This is a genomic window from Pseudomonas sp. HN8-3 (assembly GCF_020790195.1).
In the GTDB taxonomy this organism is placed as follows: Bacteria; Pseudomonadota; Gammaproteobacteria; order Pseudomonadales; family Pseudomonadaceae; genus Aquipseudomonas; species Aquipseudomonas synxantha_A.
Window position 1 is genome coordinate 586,229 of sequence record NZ_CP086206.1, and the last position, 15,115, is coordinate 601,343.

Here is a 15,115-nt window from a genome sequence, read left to right on the forward strand (position 1 = left end):
CCTTTGTTCTTTGAGCGCCACGGTGGTGGTGAGCGAGTAATCCTCGTTCACTTGGATGGACAGGACCCTGAGGCGCGCGAAGATCCGCAGGAGTTTCAGGAGTTGGCAAATTCGGCCGGCGCCGAGACCGTTGCGTTTTTTAACGTGCCGCGTCATCGGCCAACCGCCAAATACCTGATCGGCAGCGGCAAGGTCGAGGAACTGCGCGACCTGGTTCACGCTGAAGAAGCCGATCTGGTGATCTTCAATCACACCCTCACGCCCAGTCAGGAACGTAACCTCGAACGTGTTTTCGAGTGTCGCGTGATCGACCGTACCGGCCTGATTCTCGATATTTTCGCCCAGCGCGCCCGTACCCATGAAGGCAAGCTCCAGGTCGAACTGGCCCAGCTTGATCACATGAGCACCCGCCTGGTTCGCGGCTGGACTCACCTTGAGCGTCAAGGTGGCGGCATCGGTATGCGCGGTCCGGGTGAAACCCAGCTGGAAACCGACCGGCGTCTGCTGCGGGTTCGCCTGCGCCAGATCAAGGGCCGCCTGGAAAAAGTCCGCAGCCAGCGCGAACAATCGCGCCGTGGCCGTTCCCGTGCGGATATCCCTACCGTGTCCCTGGTGGGCTATACCAACGCCGGCAAGTCCACGCTGTTCAACAACGTGACGAAATCGGACGTGTACGCGGCCGACCAACTGTTCGCCACCCTCGACCCGACCTTGCGCCGTCTGGACATAGACGACCTGGGGCCGATTGTCCTGGCCGATACCGTGGGTTTCATTCGTCACTTGCCGCACAAGCTGGTCGAGGCATTTCGGTCTACGCTCGAAGAGTCGAGCAATTCCGACCTGCTGCTGCACGTGATCGATGCGGCCGAACCGGATCGCATGTTGCAGATTGAACAGGTCATGGTGGTGCTGGGCGAGATTGGTGCCCAGGACTTGCCGATCCTCGAGGTCTATAACAAACTCGATTTGCTTGAAGGTGTTGAGCCACAAATCCAGCGTGACGAAAACGGCAAGCCCCAGCGGGTCTGGCTGTCGGCGCGTGATGGCAGTGGTTTGGACCTGCTTGAGCAAGCAATTGCCGAACTGCTGGGCAGCGATTTGTTTGTCGGCACCTTGCGCTTGCCGCAGCGTTTTGCTCGACTGCGGGCACAGTTTTTCGAACTGGGTGCGGTACAGAAAGAAGAACACGACGAAGAAGGTGTCAGCTTGCTGGCCGTTCGATTGCCACGCTCGGAGCTCAATCGACTGGTCAGTCGCGAGGGTGTTGTGCCGGCGGAGTTCATTGAACAACACACTTTGCAATAAAAGCCTGAGAAAGCGGTTGTGCCGCAGTAGCAGGCATTCTGTAGCATTGGTCGGCGCGCCGTGGGTGCGTCTTTGCTTTATCAGATGGAGAGCGCTATGGCTTGGAATGAGCCGGGTGGCAACTCGAATAATCAGGATCCTTGGGGTGGTAAGCGCCGCAATAATGGCGACCGCAAGGGGCCACCGGATCTCGACGAGGCCTTCCGAAAGCTGCAGGAAAGCCTGAATGGGTTGTTCGGTGGTGGAAAAAAACGTGGCGGTGACGACGGCGGTCGCACCAGCAAGGGCGGCGGCTACGGCCTGCTGGGCCTGGGTCTTGTCGTGCTCGCGGCCGTATGGCTGTACAGCGCGGTCTACGTGGTGGACGAGCAGGAGCAAGCCGTGGTGCTGCGCTTCGGCAAGTACTACGAGACTGTCGGGCCGGGCCTGAACATCTATTTCCCGCCGATCGACAAGAAGTACATGGAAAACGTCACGCGTGAGCGTGCGTACACCAAGCAGGGCCAGATGCTGACCGAAGACGAGAACATCGTCGAAGTGCCGCTGACCGTGCAGTACAAGATCAGCAACCTGCAGGATTTCGTGCTGAACGTTGATCAGCCGGAGATCAGCCTGCAACACGCAACCGAAAGTGCCCTGCGCCATGTGGTGGGTTCCACCGCCATGGACCAGGTGCTGACCGAAGGTCGTGAATTGATGGCCAGTGAAATCAAGGAGCGCCTGCAACGGTTCCTCGATACCTACCGCACCGGTATCACTGTCACTCAGGTGAACGTACAGAGCGCCGCGGCACCGCGTGAAGTGCAGGAAGCGTTTGACGATGTGATCCGCGCCCGTGAAGACGAGCAGCGTTCGCGCAACCAGGCTGAAACCTATGCCAACGGCGTTGTGCCGGAAGCCCGTGGTCAGGCCCAGCGCATCCTTGAAGATGCCAACGGTTATCGCGACGAAGTGGTCTCGCGCGCCAAGGGTGAGGCAGATCGCTTTACCAAGCTGGTTGCCGAGTACCGCAAGGCGCCGGAAGTCACGCGTGAGCGTCTGTACCTGGACACCATGCAGGAAGTTTTCAGCAACACCAGCAAGGTTCTCGTGACCGGCAACAAGGGTGGGCAGAACAACCTGCTGTACCTGCCGCTGGACAAGATGATCGAAAGTGGTCGTAGCGGCACCAGCGCACCGTCCACCGGTTCGAATGCCGCTGCCAACGAAGCGAGCGCCCGTGCGGCCGCTGACTTGCTGCAACAGCAAACACGTACCAGGGAGAGTCGTTGATGAGCAATAAATCGCTGACCGCCCTGATTGTGGGCGTCGTCGTGGTCATCGCTGCCTGGAACTGCTTCTACATCGTGGCTCAGACCGAGCGTGCGGTGCTGCTGCAATTCGGTCGCGTGGTCCAGGCGGATGTCCAGCCAGGCCTGCATGTGAAAGTCCCCTACGTCAACCAGGTGCGCAAGTTCGACGCCCGCCTGATGACCCTGGATGCACCGACACAGCGCTTCCTGACCCTGGAAAAGAAAGCCGTGATGGTTGACGCCTACGCCAAGTGGCGCGTCAAGGATGCCGAGCGCTTCTACACCGCGACCTCCGGCCTCAAGCAGATTGCCGACGAGCGTTTGTCCCGTCGTCTGGAATCGGGCCTGCGTGACCAGTTTGGTAAGCGCACCCTGCATGAGGTGGTTTCTGGTGAACGTGATGCGCTGATGGCGGATATCACCCGTTCGCTGAACACCATGGCGGAAAAAGAGCTGGGTATCGAAGTCGTCGATGTCCGGGTCAAGGCCATTGACCTGCCCAAGGAAGTGAACCGCAGCGTGTTCGAACGTATGAGCACCGAGCGTGAGCGTGAAGCTCGTGAGCACCGTGCCAAGGGTAACGAGCTGGCTGAAGGTATCCGCGCCGATGCTGACCGTCAGCGCCGAGTCCTGCTGGCAGAGGCCTATCGTGAGTCTGAAGAGGCCCGCGGTGATGGTGATGCTCAAGCGGCGGCGATCTACGCCAAGGCTTACGGCCAGGACCAGGAGTTCTACGCGTTCTACCGTAGCCTGCGTGCCTACCGTGAAAGCTTCGCGAACAAAACCGACGTACTGGTGCTGGACCCAAGCAGCGACTTCTTCCGCTACCTGGAAAAGTCCAAGTAACAGGCCTGTGATTCTGTAGGGGGTACTCCGTCGGGCGGCTAAAATGCCTGGCGGGGTGATCCTTTCAGAAAACGGGTGTATGATGCGGCAGCCGGGAAATTCCCGGCTTTTTTGCGTCTGCATGTTTGATTCGGCAGGCGTGACAGGTTTTTCGAGGAAAGTGCCCGACGAGGCCGTTTGCAGGCCGTTCGTCACGTCGCTCTTGCGCGTGGTTTATGCAGGAGGCGGGTATTTTCTGCTTCACTCAAGGCTCGGCCGAGGGCTGGCCGCCCGGATCAAAGGGGAATGGCGTAATGGCAACGGTAGACCGCTGGCTGCTGCCAGATGGCATCGAAGAAGTACTGCCACCAGAAGCTGCGCGCATTGAAGTAGCGCGTCGCCAGGTGTTGGATCTGTTCCAGAGCTGGGGTTACGAGTTTGTCGTGACTCCCCATATCGAGTACCTGGAATCCCTGCTGACCGGCGCGGGCCAGGACCTGGATCTGCGCACCTTCAAGGTGATCGACCCGCAATCGGGCCGGCAAATGGGGTTCCGTGCCGACATCACGCCGCAAGTGGCGCGCATCGACGCGCACACCCTGCGCCGCGAAGGTCCGAGCCGCCTGTGCTACGCCGGCAGCGTGTTGCATGCCCAACCGCGAGCCTTGTCGTCTTCGCGCAGCCCGATCCAGTTGGGTGCCGAGTTGTACGGCGATGCCAGCCCGAGCAGCGACGTTGAAGTGATCAGCCTGATGCTGGCCATGCTGCAACTGGCTGACGTGCCGGATGTCCACATGGACCTGGGCCACGTCGGTATCTATCGTGGCCTGGCCCGTGCGGCCGGCTTGTCCGGTGAGGTGGAGCAACAGTTGTTCGATGCCCTGCAGCGCAAGGCGATCGACGAAGTGATCGCCCTGACCGAGGGTGTGCCGGCTGAACTGGCCGGTATGCTGCGTGCGCTGGTGGACCTGTGCGGTGGTCGTGAAGTGCTGGTGGCTGCGCGTGAGCGCCTGGCCAATGCGCCGGCGCCGGTATTGGCGGCACTGGATGACGTGCTGGCGATTGCCGAACGCTTGTCGGCGCGGTTCCCGCAGCTGCCGCTGTATTTTGATCTGGGCGAGTTGCGCGGCTACCACTACCACACCGGTGTGGTGTTCGCGGTATTTGTCCCGGGTGTTGGCCAGGCCATCGCCCAAGGTGGTCGTTACGACGATATCGGCGCCGACTTCGGTCGCGCGCGTCCGGCCACTGGTTTTTCCACCGATTTGAAAACCCTGGTGACCCTGGGGCGTGCTGAGGTCGAGCTGCCGTCTGGTGGCATCTGGATGCCCGACAGTACGGACGCGGCGCTCTGGCAGCAGGTTTGCCAGTTACGCAGTGAGGGTCAGCGTGTGGTCCAGGCCTTGCCTGGGCAGCCATTGGCCGCCGCCCGTGAAGCGGACTGCGACCGGCAATTGATTCAGCAGAACGGGCTTTGGCAAGTATCGCCACTGGCTTCTTGAGTTTTCCTGCCGGCCATCGCCGGCACCAAGTTTGCGCGAATGAGGACAAGTGTTATGGGTAAGAATGTCGTAGTCCTGGGCACCCAATGGGGTGATGAGGGCAAAGGCAAGATCGTTGATCTGCTGACCGAACATGCTGCCGCCGTAGTGCGCTACCAGGGTGGCCACAACGCTGGCCACACCCTGGTCATCGATGGCGAAAAAACCGTCTTGCACCTGATTCCGTCGGGCGTACTGCGCGAAGGCGTGCAGTGCCTGATCGGCAACGGCGTGGTAGTTGCACCTGACGCCTTGCTGCGCGAGATCACCAAGCTGGAAGAGAAAGGCGTACCGGTGCGCGAGCGCCTGCGCATCAGCCCGTCCTGCCCGCTGATCCTGTCCTTCCACGTTGCACTGGACCAGGCCCGTGAAAAGGCCCGTGGCGAGCTGAAGATCGGCACTACCGGTCGCGGCATCGGCCCGGCCTATGAAGACAAGGTTGCGCGTCGTGGCCTGCGTGTGGGCGACCTGCTCAACATGCCGCGCTTTGAAGACAAGCTGCGTGAACTGGTGGATTACCACAACTTCATGCTGGTGGGTTACTACAAAGAGCCTGCCATCGAGTTCGACAAGACCCTGGCCGAGTGCAAGGAATACGCAGAGCTGCTCAAGCCGCTGATGCTGGACGTGACCGCCGAGCTGCACGACCTGCGTCGCGCCGGCAAAGACATCATGTTCGAAGGCGCCCAGGGCTCGTTGCTGGACATCGACCACGGCACCTACCCGTACGTGACCAGCTCCAACACCACTGCTGGCGGCGTTGCCACAGGTTCAGGCGTTGGTCCGATGTTCCTGGACTACATCCTGGGCATCACCAAGGCTTACACCACCCGTGTAGGCTCGGGTCCGTTCCCGACTGAGCTGTTCGACGACGTTGGCGCGCACCTGGCCAAGCAAGGTCACGAATTCGGCGCCACCACTGGCCGTGCTCGTCGTTGCGGTTGGTTCGACGCCGTTATCCTGCGTCGCGCTATCGATGTGAACAGCATTTCGGGCATTTGCCTGACCAAGCTGGACGTACTCGACGGCCTGGAAGCCATCAACATCTGCGTCGGCTACAAAGACGCGCAAGGCAACGACGTTGCCCCGACCGACGCTGACAGCTACGTGGGCCTGCAGCCTGTGTACGAAGAAGTGCCAGGTTGGACCGAATCGACCGTGGGCGCCAAGACCCTGGAAGAACTGCCAGCCAACGCCCGCGCTTACATCAAGCGTGTGGAAGAGCTGATCGGTGCACCGATCGACATTATTTCGACCGGCCCGGACCGCAACGAGACCATCGTTCTGCGTCACCCGTTCGCTTAATAAATTGTTGATGTAAAAAGCAAAGGGCTCCTTCGGGAGCCCTTTGTCGTTTCTGCCTGGCAAACGGCACGACCCTTGCTGTGTTTCCCTCTTTCGAGGTGCTATCAAATTAGTGGCACCCGTGGTGGAGGGGTTTCCAGTGTCTGCCGTTCTCTCGTTGTTACAAAGCCGTCTGTTGCGGCCGGTGTTCGTTACCCTTGGTATCGCCCTTTTGGTGCAAGTGCTGGTTGCCGTCGCGCTGACGCGGAGCACCGTGACCGCGCTGGAAGCTGATTTGGGTAATCGTCTGGGCATCGATAGTCAGAAACTGTCTGGCGAATTGGCCCAGGCCGGCAAGGAGGTCACGTCCAGCCTCGACAGCTTGTCCTCCAGCACGCGCCAGCGCCTGACAGCCGGGCTTTCCACGCGTCTGCAGGAAGAGCAGAAGCAACTGCGTGCGACCCTGGAAAAAGACCTGAAGGACTCCGCCAATGACATGGCGCAGTTGCTGGCCTCGGTCGCGCCCCGCGCCATGTGGGACAGCGATGTGCCAACACTCTCGGAATTTGCCCGGCGTGCCCAACGCAATCCCAACGTGTTGTTCGTCGTGTATGACGACGCCGCGGGTGAGCACCTGACGCGTTATCTGAACCGTGATAACCCGATCAACCAGGCGTTGCTGGCAAAGGGTGCGGGTGAGCGTGCCCTCGATAAAGTGCTGAACGCGGCCAAGACAGACCCGTCGGTGTACTACGTCGAAGCCTCCATCAGCCCAAATGGTGTGGAAATCGGCAAGGTGCGCATGGGCGTGTCGACCGCTGCGGTTGAGGCCGACCTGCAAGCGTTGGATAAGCGCTTTGCCGCGCTGATCGCCAGCGGTGATCAACTGGTGGGCGATAGCCTCCAGGGGGCGGCGGCTGATAGTGCCAGCGCCATGGGCGCCAGGCTGCAGTCGGCACAGGCAACTGCCACCCAAATGACTGCAAACACCTCCAGCGCCGTGCAAGAAGCGGCGGGCGCCCTGCGTTGGCGTATCGGCATGGGCCTGGCATTGGTGGGGCTTGGCGTATTGCTGTTGCTCGCTGTTGTGTTGGGCCGGCGCGTGGTCAATCGTCTCAAGCTGCTTATTGCCGCCATGGACGACTTGGCGGCAGGCGAGGGCGACCTCACCAAGCGTGTGCAGATCAACAGCAAGGACGAAATCGGTGATATGGCTTCGGCGGTCAATCGCTTTGTGGATAAGTTGCAGCCCATCGTGCGTGAGGCGGGCGATGTGGCCCAGCGTACCGGTGTGGAAATCGGCGCCATGACATTGCGTAACGCGGGCGCCGACGCGGCAGCGGGTTTGCAGCGCGACGAGGTTGCAGAGAGCTTGCGCGCACTTTCGCAAATGGCTGACGAGGCCCAGGCCGAAAGTCACGCCATGCAAGCGGCCTTGCAGCAGGTGGTGGATATTCGCCAGGCCACGGATGAGAACTCGCGCACCTCGGCTGAGGTCGGCAGCTTGATCGAGGCGTTGGCGGGGCAGGTGCAGGCTGGCTCCCAGGTGATTGAGCGGCTGGCGCAGCAAAGCGAGCAGATCGAAGTCGTGCTAACCGTGATCCACGGTATCGCCGAGCAAACCAATTTGCTTGCCCTGAATGCGGCTATCGAAGCGGCGCGGGCGGGCGAGACTGGACGTGGCTTTGCGGTGGTGGCGGACGAAGTGCGTGCGCTGGCCAGCAAGACCCAAAGCTCTACCGGCGACATCCAGGCGCATATCGTGGCGTTGCAACAGGGCGCGCGTGAGGCGGTGGAAACAATCGGCAAGGCTGGCCGCCAGGCCAATGAGGGCTTGCTGGTGTTGCGCGACAGTGTGCGTTTGCAGCAGACAGTACAAGCGTCGGTGGAGCAGGTGCACGCCGCGATTGGTCTGGCGACGCGTGCGGCTGAGCACCAGGCTCAGGGCGCCCATGCGGTGCGTGGGCGGGTGGAAGTGATCCATGCCCAGGCCGAGCGTGCGGCGCAGGCTGTGGTGGAGACGACGGCCAGTGGCAAGGTGCTGGATGGGTTGGCGGCGCAGTTGAAGGCGAGCCTGGGGCAGTTCCGGGCTTAGTGGTGTCCATACCGGCCTCATCGGGAGCAAGCCCCCTCCCACACTTGATTTGCGAACACATTCAAATGTGGGAGGGGCGGTGCGACGATTCGACTTGCCCCCGATAGCGGTCTCAGCGACTCAGATACATCCGAGTCGTAAGTAGATACACCGGCAACCCCGACACCAATATCAACAACGCTGCATACGGTGCCGCCGCCGCAAACTCCACATTCGAAGTATGCGCCCACACGGCCGTCGCCAAGGTATTCAACCCGGTCGGGCTCAGAAGCAAAGTCGCCGTCAATTCCTTCATCGCATCCAGAAACACCAGCGCAAATGCCGCCCCTAACGCCGGGAAGATAATCGGCAACGTCACTCGGCAAAACGCACTGAACGACGAAGCGCCCAACGTGCGCGCCGCCTCTTCCAGTTGTGGTGCCGCTTTGTTCAAGGCCGTACGAATCGGCGCCTGGGCCAATGGCAAAAACAGCAACGCATAAGCGATCAGCAGCAACGCCGAGGTCTGGTACAGCGCGGGCACGTAATGCAGCGCGAAATACACCAGTGTCAGTGCAATCACCAGGCCGGGCAGGGCGTGTAGCAGGTAAGGCAGGCCTTCGGCCCACAGTGCCAACTGGCCTTTGTAGCGCACCACCAGCAAACCTACGGGCACCGCCAGTACCAGGCACAACGCCGCGCCTCCCAGCGACAAGGCAAGTGAGGAGAGCAACGCCTCGCCAATTTCAGCCAGTGGAAACGCGGCGGAAGATCCGACGGCCAACCAATAACCGAGCATCCCCAGTGGAATGCCGCTGCCAATGATCGCCAGCGCCAGGCAATACACCTGCCCCAATGGTGCCCACTTGCCCAGCCGGACCTGCTCGGCATGTCGCGCCGCGCCCTGGCCAATGCGCACGTGTCGGCCTTTGCCACGCACGCGCAACTCCAGCCACAGCAAGGTCAGGCACATCACCAGCAACACCGCCGAGAGCATCGCGGCATTGGCGTTGCTGAATTCCAGTTCGAATTGCTGGTAGATCGCGGTGGTAAAGGTTTGCAGGCCGATGATCGACAAGGCCCCGAACTCCACCAGCATGTGCAGGGCTATCAGGAGTGCCCCGGCCAATAGCGACGGCCATAGCAGCGGTAAGGTGACGCGAAAGAACACGCCCCAGCGATTCAGTCCCAGGGTGCGCGCGGACTCTTCCAGGGACGGGTCAAGGTTGCGCAAGGTTGCTGCCACCGGTAGAAATACCAGCGGGTACTTGGACAGACTCATCACCAGAATCGCGCCACCGAGCCCTTCGAAGCTCGCGCTCAGGGACACCCAGGTAAAGCTGCTGACAAACGCAGGTACCGCAAACGGCAGGCACAGGATTACGCCCCAGATCCTTCGTCCCGGCAGGTTGCTGCGTTCCAGCAGCCAAGCCAGGGACAGGCCGATCACACCACAGGTCACGGTCACGCCGACCATCAGCGCGAGGGTGTTGCGCAGCAGGCCAAACACATAAGGCCGCCACAGCAGATGCACCGCCTCTGCCCAGCCCGCTTGCCAGGCCTTGAGCCCGACATACGCCAGCGGCAGCAGGCTCAGGCCCACTAGCAGCAGTACTGGCAGCAACAGCCAGATCGACGGGCGTTTGCGCCGTGGGCTGAATGCCCCGGCCGTTAGCGATGCGGTCATCAGTTCAAGCCAACGTCACGTTCCAGTTCCAGGGCTTCTTCGGCGTTGCCAAGGTCGGCTGGGGTGACTTTCGGCGGCTGCAGCTCGCTGAAGGGCTTGAGGCCACGGTTGGATTGCATGCCCTTGCGCAGCGGGTACTCGGCCGAGGTGTTGGTGATCACGCGCTGGCCTTCTTCACTGGCCATGAATGCCAGCAGTTGCTGAGCTTCTTTGGGGTGTTTGCTGGATTTCAGTGCGGCAGCGGAGGATACGGTGATCAGGCCGCCAGCATCGCCATCGGTGAAGTAGTGCAGTTGGGAGTCCAGGTTGGTTTTTTCCTTTTTCAGGGCAAACCAGTAATAGTTGTTCACCAGCACGGTGGCCACTTCGCCATTTTCAACGGCCTTGAGGGCGACCATATTGTTGCTGTACACCTTGCCGAAGGCGCGCAGGCCGGTCAGCCACTCTTCGGCGGCTTCGCGACCGTGCAGTTTGATGATCGCCACGGCTTGTTCCTGGAAGGCACCGCTGGTGGGCACGAAGCCAACCTTGCCTTGCCACTCGGGGCCGGCGAAATCCAGGACGGATTTGGGCAGGTCCTTTTCAGCAATCAGTTTTGGATTGAACGCCACCACGCGGGTGCGTGCAGTCACGCCCATCCAATCACCATTACGACCGACGTAATCCTTGGGCAGCACGTCGAGGGTGCTGGCATCGATCTTCGCCAGCAAGCCTTGCTCGCCGAGTTTGTTCAGCGGCGGCGATTCTTCGGTATAGATCACGTCGGCGGGGGAGCGGTCACCTTCTTCGACGACCTGGCTGGCCAACTGATTGCTGCTGCCTTTGCGCACGTTGACGTGAATGCCGGTCTTGGCTTCAAAGGCTTTGGCGAGTTCATCGCCGACTTCCTTGTGTTGGCCGTTGTACAAGGTCAGGGCGATCTTGTCGGCAGAATAGGCGGCGGGCGAGAGCAGGGTCAGGCTGAGCAGGGTGAGGCTCAGGCCGCGCAGAAGGGATGTTTTGAGACGGTTATCGCGGATCATCATCCGAAGTGTTCCTCGCTATATGCAACAAATCATTGCAAGGATAAACGATAAAACTTCTCAAGTGCGGACGAGGGGGGGAAATCGCTGGGGAGTTTTTCGAGCGTCAGAAACGAAAAAACCCGCTTTCGCGGGTTTGATCTGAATTTGGTGCCCAGGAGAAGACTCGAACTTCCACGACCTTGCGATCACCAGCACCTGAAGCTGGCGTGTCTACCAATTTCACCACCTGGGCATTATCTAACAACGTTGCCGCTGTTGATGGGGCGAACTATACGGCGGGCTTTTTGATCTGTAAACCCCTGATTCGAAAATATAAATCAATTTTTCCGTTAAAAATCAAAGGTCTGAAACGAAAAAACCCGCTTTCGCGGGTTTGATCTGAATTTGGTGCCCAGGAGAAGACTCGAACTTCCACGACCTTGCGATCACCAGCACCTGAAGCTGGCGTGTCTACCAATTTCACCACCTGGGCATTATCTGACAACGTTGCCGTCGTCGATGGCGCGCACTATACGGAGCGATATTTGAGCTGTAAACCCCTGCCATGAAAAAACCCTGGAAAATTTCGCCAGTGGTCGTGCAAGGTGCGCGGTGGGGGGGCGTAAAGGTCTTTTAAACGCTTGTTGATACCTGAAATTTCCCGTTTCAATACGCGTATGCCAAACTAACCCACATATAGACAAGGTGAAAACTCTCTAATGGCCGATTGGCAGTCCCTCGATCCCGAGGCCGCTCGTGAAGCGGAAAAATATGAAAACCCTATTCCTAGCCGCGAACTGATCCTGGCGCACCTCGCCGATCGTGGTTCGCCTGCTAGCCGCGAGCAGTTGGTCGAAGAATTCGGTCTGACCACCGAAGACCAGCTCGAAGCCCTGCGCCGCCGTCTGCGTGCGATGGAGCGCGATGCTCAATTGATCTACACCCGTCGTGGCACTTACGCGCCGGTAGACAAGCTCGACCTGATCCTGGGCCGCATTGCCGGCCATCGTGACGGTTTCGGCTTCCTGATCCCGGATGACGGCAGTGACGATCTGTTCATGAGCCCGGCGCAAATGCGCCTGGTGTTCGATGGCGACCGCGCCCTGGCGCGGGTTTCCGGTCTGGACCGTCGCGGTCGTCGCGAAGGCGTGATCGTCGAAGTGGTGTCCCGTGCCCACGAGTCCATCGTCGGCCGTTACTTCGAAGAAGGCGGCATCGGCTTTGTGGTTCCGGATAACCCGAAGGTCCAGCAGGAAGTGCTGATCACCCCCGGCCGCAACGGTGCCGCCAAGGTCGGCCAGTTCGTCGAGGTGAAAATCACCCATTGGCCAACGGCGCGCTTCCAGCCCCAGGGCGATATCGTTGAAGTGGTCGGCAACTACATGGCGCCCGGCATGGAAATCGACGTTGCGCTGCGCACCTACGATATTCCTCACGTCTGGCCTGATGCCGTGCTCAAGGAAGCCGCCAAGCTCAAGCCGGAAGTCGAAGAGAAAGACAAAGAAAAACGCATCGACCTGCGTCATCTGCCGTTCGTCACCATTGACGGCGAAGATGCCCGCGACTTCGACGATGCGGTCTACTGCGAAGCCAAGCCTGGCAAGCTGCGCCTGTTCTCCGGCGGCTGGAAGCTGTACGTCGCGATTGCCGACGTGTCCAGCTACGTGAAGATCGGTTCGGCCCTGGATAACGAAGCCCAGGTGCGCGGCAACTCCGTGTACTTCCCTGAGCGCGTGATCCCGATGCTGCCTGAGCAGCTGTCCAACGGCCTGTGCTCCCTGAACCCGAAAGTCGACCGTTTGGCCATGGTGTGCGAGATGACCATCTCCAAAACCGGCGAAATGACCGACTACCAGTTCTACGAAGCGGTGATTCACTCCCAGGCACGCCTGACCTACAACAAGGTCAGCACCATTCTGGAAACACCGAAGACCAGCGAAGCCAAGGCCCTGCGTACCGAGTACGCTGGCGTGGTCCCACACCTCAAGCAATTGTACTCGCTGTACAAGGTGCTGCTGGGCGCCCGTCATACCCGTGGCGCGATCGATTTTGAAACCCAGGAAACCCGGATTGTTTTCGGTTCCGAGCGCAAGATCGCCGCTATCACCCCGACCACCCGTAACGACGCGCACAAGTTGATTGAGGAATGCATGCTGGCGGCCAACGTGGCCACTGCCGAGTTCCTGAAGAAGCACGAAATTCCTGCGCTGTACCGCGTCCACGACGGCCCGCCGCCGGAACGTCTGGAAAAACTGCGCGCCTTCCTTGGTGAGCTTGGCCTGTCCCTGCATAAAGGCAAGGACGGCCCGACGCCCAAGGATTACCAGGCTCTGCTGGCCAGCATCAAGGATCGTCCGGATTACCACGTGATTCAGACCGTGATGCTGCGCTCCCTGAGCCAGGCGGTGTACAGCGCCGATAACCAGGGCCACTTTGGCCTCAACTACGAGGCGTACACCCACTTCACGTCGCCGATCCGTCGTTACCCGGATTTGCTCACGCACCGGGCGATCCGCAGCGTGATCCACTCCAGGCAGAACACCCCGCACGTCAAGCGCGCCGGTGCCATGACCATTCCGAAGGCGCGGATCTATCCGTACGACGAGGCGGCCCTGGAACAGTTGGGCGAGCAGTGCTCCATGAGTGAGCGCCGCGCCGACGAAGCCACCCGCGACGTAGTGAACTGGCTCAAGTGCGAGTTCATGAAGGATCGCGTGGGCGAATCGTTCCCGGGCGTGATCACTGCTGTGACTGGCTTTGGTCTGTTCGTGGAACTGACCGACATCTACGTCGAGGGCCTGGTGCATGTCACCGCCTTGCCGGGTGACTACTACCACTTCGATCCTGTGCACCACCGTCTGGCGGGCGAGCGCACCGGTCGCAGCTTCCGCTTGGGCGATACCGTCGAAGTGCAGGTCATGCGCGTCGATCTGGACGAACGCAAGATCGACTTCGGTATGCCTGACAAGCCCGCTGAGCCGGCTGGCCGCAAAAAGCGTGGCAGCGAAACCGCAGCGCCGGCTTCCAAAGGCAAGGCCACTGGCGCGAAGACGGCTGCCGAGCCTGCACCTGCCAAGTCGGGGCGTCGCTCTTCCGCCAAGGACAAGGCTCCTGAAGCCTACCGCCCAAGCGATGCTGCGGCGAAAAACGCCGAGCTGCGCAAGAGCCGCGAGTTGAAGCAGCAGCTGCTCAACGAAGCCAAAAGTGGTGGTAAAGCGGCGTCTGGGGGAAAGTACCAAGGGGCGGAAAAACCGTCGAGCAAGCCAAGTAAACATCGTAAAGGCCCGCCCAAAGCGGGCTCTGCCCCCGCGAAAAGCGGCGGGTCGCGCAAACCTAAGGCCAAGTCATGAGTCTGGAAAAAATCTACGGCGTGCACGCCGTAGAAGCACTGCTGCGTCATCACCCCAAGCGGGTCAAGCAGGTTTGGTTGGCCGAAGGCCGCAGTGAGCCGCGTGTGCAGGCGCTGGTCGAACTGGCCACCCAAAACAAGGTTGCCATCGGCCAGGCCGAGCGTCGTGAAATGGACGTGTGGGTTGAAGGTGTACACCAGGGCGTGGTCGCGGACGTCAGCCCGAGCCAGGTATGGGGCGAGGCGATGCTCGACGAGCTGCTCGACCGTACCGAAGGCGCGCCTCTGTTGCTGGTACTGGACGGCGTGACCGACCCGCACAACCTCGGCGCCTGCCTGCGTTCGGCAGATGCTGCCGGCGCGCTTGCAGTGATCGTGCCTAAAGACAAGTCTGCAACCTTGACGCCGGTGGTGCGCAAAGTGGCTTGCGGCGCGGCAGAAGTGATTCCGCTGGTGGCCGTGACCAACCTGGCGCGCAGCCTGGAGAAACTCCAGCAGCGCGGCCTGTGGGTCGTGGGTACGGCAGGCGAGGCCGAGGTCAGCATTTATGACCAGGACTTGACCGGCCCGACCATCCTGATCATGGGCGCCGAAGGCAAAGGCATGCGTCGTTTGACCCGTGAGCATTGCGATTATCTGGTGCACTTGCCGATGGCCGGTAGCGTCAGCAGCCTGAACGTATCGGTGGCGACGGGCGTGTGCCTGTTTGAAGCCCAGCGTCAGCGTGGTGCCAAGGTCAAAGCCAAGAAGTAAT

10 protein-coding genes and 2 tRNA genes are annotated in these 15,115 nt (G+C 60.6%); 8 read left to right on the plus strand and 4 right to left on the minus strand.

Annotated elements, in window-relative coordinates; genetic code table 11:
* Positions 1–3 precede the first annotated feature (3 nt).
* From hflX to LJX92_RS02570, 6 genes are all read left to right on the plus strand, one after another.
* The gene (hflX, locus tag LJX92_RS02545; protein WP_032878202.1) at positions 4–1,305 is read left to right on the plus strand and encodes a ribosome rescue GTPase HflX; all 1,302 of its coding nucleotides are present in this window, start codon (positions 4–6) and stop codon (positions 1,303–1,305) included.
* Between the two features lie 96 nt (positions 1,306–1,401).
* On the plus strand, positions 1,402–2,577 hold the full coding sequence (gene hflK / locus LJX92_RS02550) for an FtsH protease activity modulator HflK (RefSeq protein ID WP_005784234.1): 1,176 nt from the start codon (positions 1,402–1,404) through the stop codon (positions 2,575–2,577).
* A complete protein-coding gene (gene hflC / locus LJX92_RS02555) occupies positions 2,577–3,443 on the plus strand; it encodes a protease modulator HflC (RefSeq protein WP_003188064.1) in 867 nt (288 codons plus the stop codon). The genes hflK and hflC overlap by 1 nt, the downstream gene beginning before the upstream one ends.
* Before the next feature lie 293 nt (positions 3,444–3,736).
* Positions 3,737–4,924, plus strand: coding sequence for an ATP phosphoribosyltransferase regulatory subunit (locus LJX92_RS02560; RefSeq protein WP_032878199.1), 1,188 nt, complete (start codon positions 3,737–3,739; stop codon positions 4,922–4,924).
* 54 nt (positions 4,925–4,978) lie between these two features.
* Positions 4,979–6,268 carry an adenylosuccinate synthase gene (locus LJX92_RS02565; protein ID WP_005784238.1) on the plus strand — a complete coding sequence of 430 codons (1,290 nt, stop codon included), beginning with the start codon at positions 4,979–4,981 and terminating at the stop codon, positions 6,266–6,268.
* 139 nt (positions 6,269–6,407) lie between these two features.
* A complete protein-coding gene (locus LJX92_RS02570) occupies positions 6,408–8,342 on the plus strand; it encodes a methyl-accepting chemotaxis protein (protein WP_032878197.1) in 1,935 nt (644 codons plus the stop codon).
* A gap of 112 nt (positions 8,343–8,454) precedes the next feature.
* Here the strand turns inward: LJX92_RS02570 and LJX92_RS02575 are convergent, their stop codons facing one another.
* The 4 genes from LJX92_RS02575 to LJX92_RS02590 all read right to left on the minus strand — a co-directional run bounded on the left by LJX92_RS02575 (position 8,455) and on the right by LJX92_RS02590 (position 11,505).
* Positions 8,455–10,008, minus strand: coding sequence for an ABC transporter permease (locus tag LJX92_RS02575; RefSeq protein WP_228309277.1), 1,554 nt, complete (start codon positions 10,006–10,008; stop codon positions 8,455–8,457).
* Positions 10,008–11,033, minus strand: a complete 1,026-nt coding sequence (locus LJX92_RS02580) for an iron ABC transporter substrate-binding protein (RefSeq protein ID WP_032878194.1) — start codon at positions 11,031–11,033, stop codon at positions 10,008–10,010. The genes LJX92_RS02575 and LJX92_RS02580 overlap by 1 nt, the downstream gene beginning before the upstream one ends.
* 145 nt (positions 11,034–11,178) lie before the next feature.
* A tRNA-Leu gene (locus LJX92_RS02585) sits at positions 11,179–11,265 on the minus strand.
* A 153-nt stretch (positions 11,266–11,418) separates the two neighbouring features.
* Positions 11,419–11,505, minus strand: a tRNA-Leu gene (locus LJX92_RS02590).
* Positions 11,506–11,731: 226 nt separating this feature from the next.
* On the opposite strand from LJX92_RS02590, the gene rnr reads away from it, so the two are divergent.
* Both rnr and rlmB read left to right on the plus strand, forming a co-directional pair.
* On the plus strand, positions 11,732–14,362 hold the full coding sequence (gene rnr / locus LJX92_RS02595; protein WP_228309278.1) for a ribonuclease R: 2,631 nt from the start codon (positions 11,732–11,734) through the stop codon (positions 14,360–14,362).
* Complete coding sequence (gene rlmB / locus LJX92_RS02600; RefSeq protein ID WP_228309279.1) at positions 14,359–15,114, plus strand: 23S rRNA (guanosine(2251)-2'-O)-methyltransferase RlmB; 756 nt, start codon at positions 14,359–14,361, stop codon at positions 15,112–15,114. The genes rnr and rlmB overlap by 4 nt, the downstream gene beginning before the upstream one ends.
* The last annotated feature ends 1 nt before the right edge of the window (position 15,115 follow it).

Excerpts from the sequence above, each read along its gene's own strand:
- LJX92_RS02575 (WP_228309277.1), bottom strand. The coding sequence starts at position 10,008 with ATGACCGCATCGCTAACGGCCGGGGCATTCAGCCCACGGCGCAAACGC.
- rlmB (WP_228309279.1), top strand. The coding sequence starts at position 14,359 with ATGAGTCTGGAAAAAATCTACGGCGTGCACGCCGTAGAAGCACTGCTG.
- hflK (WP_005784234.1), top strand. The coding sequence starts at position 1,402 with ATGGCTTGGAATGAGCCGGGTGGCAACTCGAATAATCAGGATCCTTGG.
- LJX92_RS02580 (WP_032878194.1), bottom strand. The coding sequence starts at position 11,033 with ATGATGATCCGCGATAACCGTCTCAAAACATCCCTTCTGCGCGGCCTG.
- LJX92_RS02565 (WP_005784238.1), top strand. The coding sequence starts at position 4,979 with ATGGGTAAGAATGTCGTAGTCCTGGGCACCCAATGGGGTGATGAGGGC.
- hflC (WP_003188064.1), top strand. The coding sequence starts at position 2,577 with ATGAGCAATAAATCGCTGACCGCCCTGATTGTGGGCGTCGTCGTGGTC.
- rnr (WP_228309278.1), top strand. The coding sequence starts at position 11,732 with ATGGCCGATTGGCAGTCCCTCGATCCCGAGGCCGCTCGTGAAGCGGAA.
- LJX92_RS02560 (WP_032878199.1), top strand. The coding sequence starts at position 3,737 with ATGGCAACGGTAGACCGCTGGCTGCTGCCAGATGGCATCGAAGAAGTA.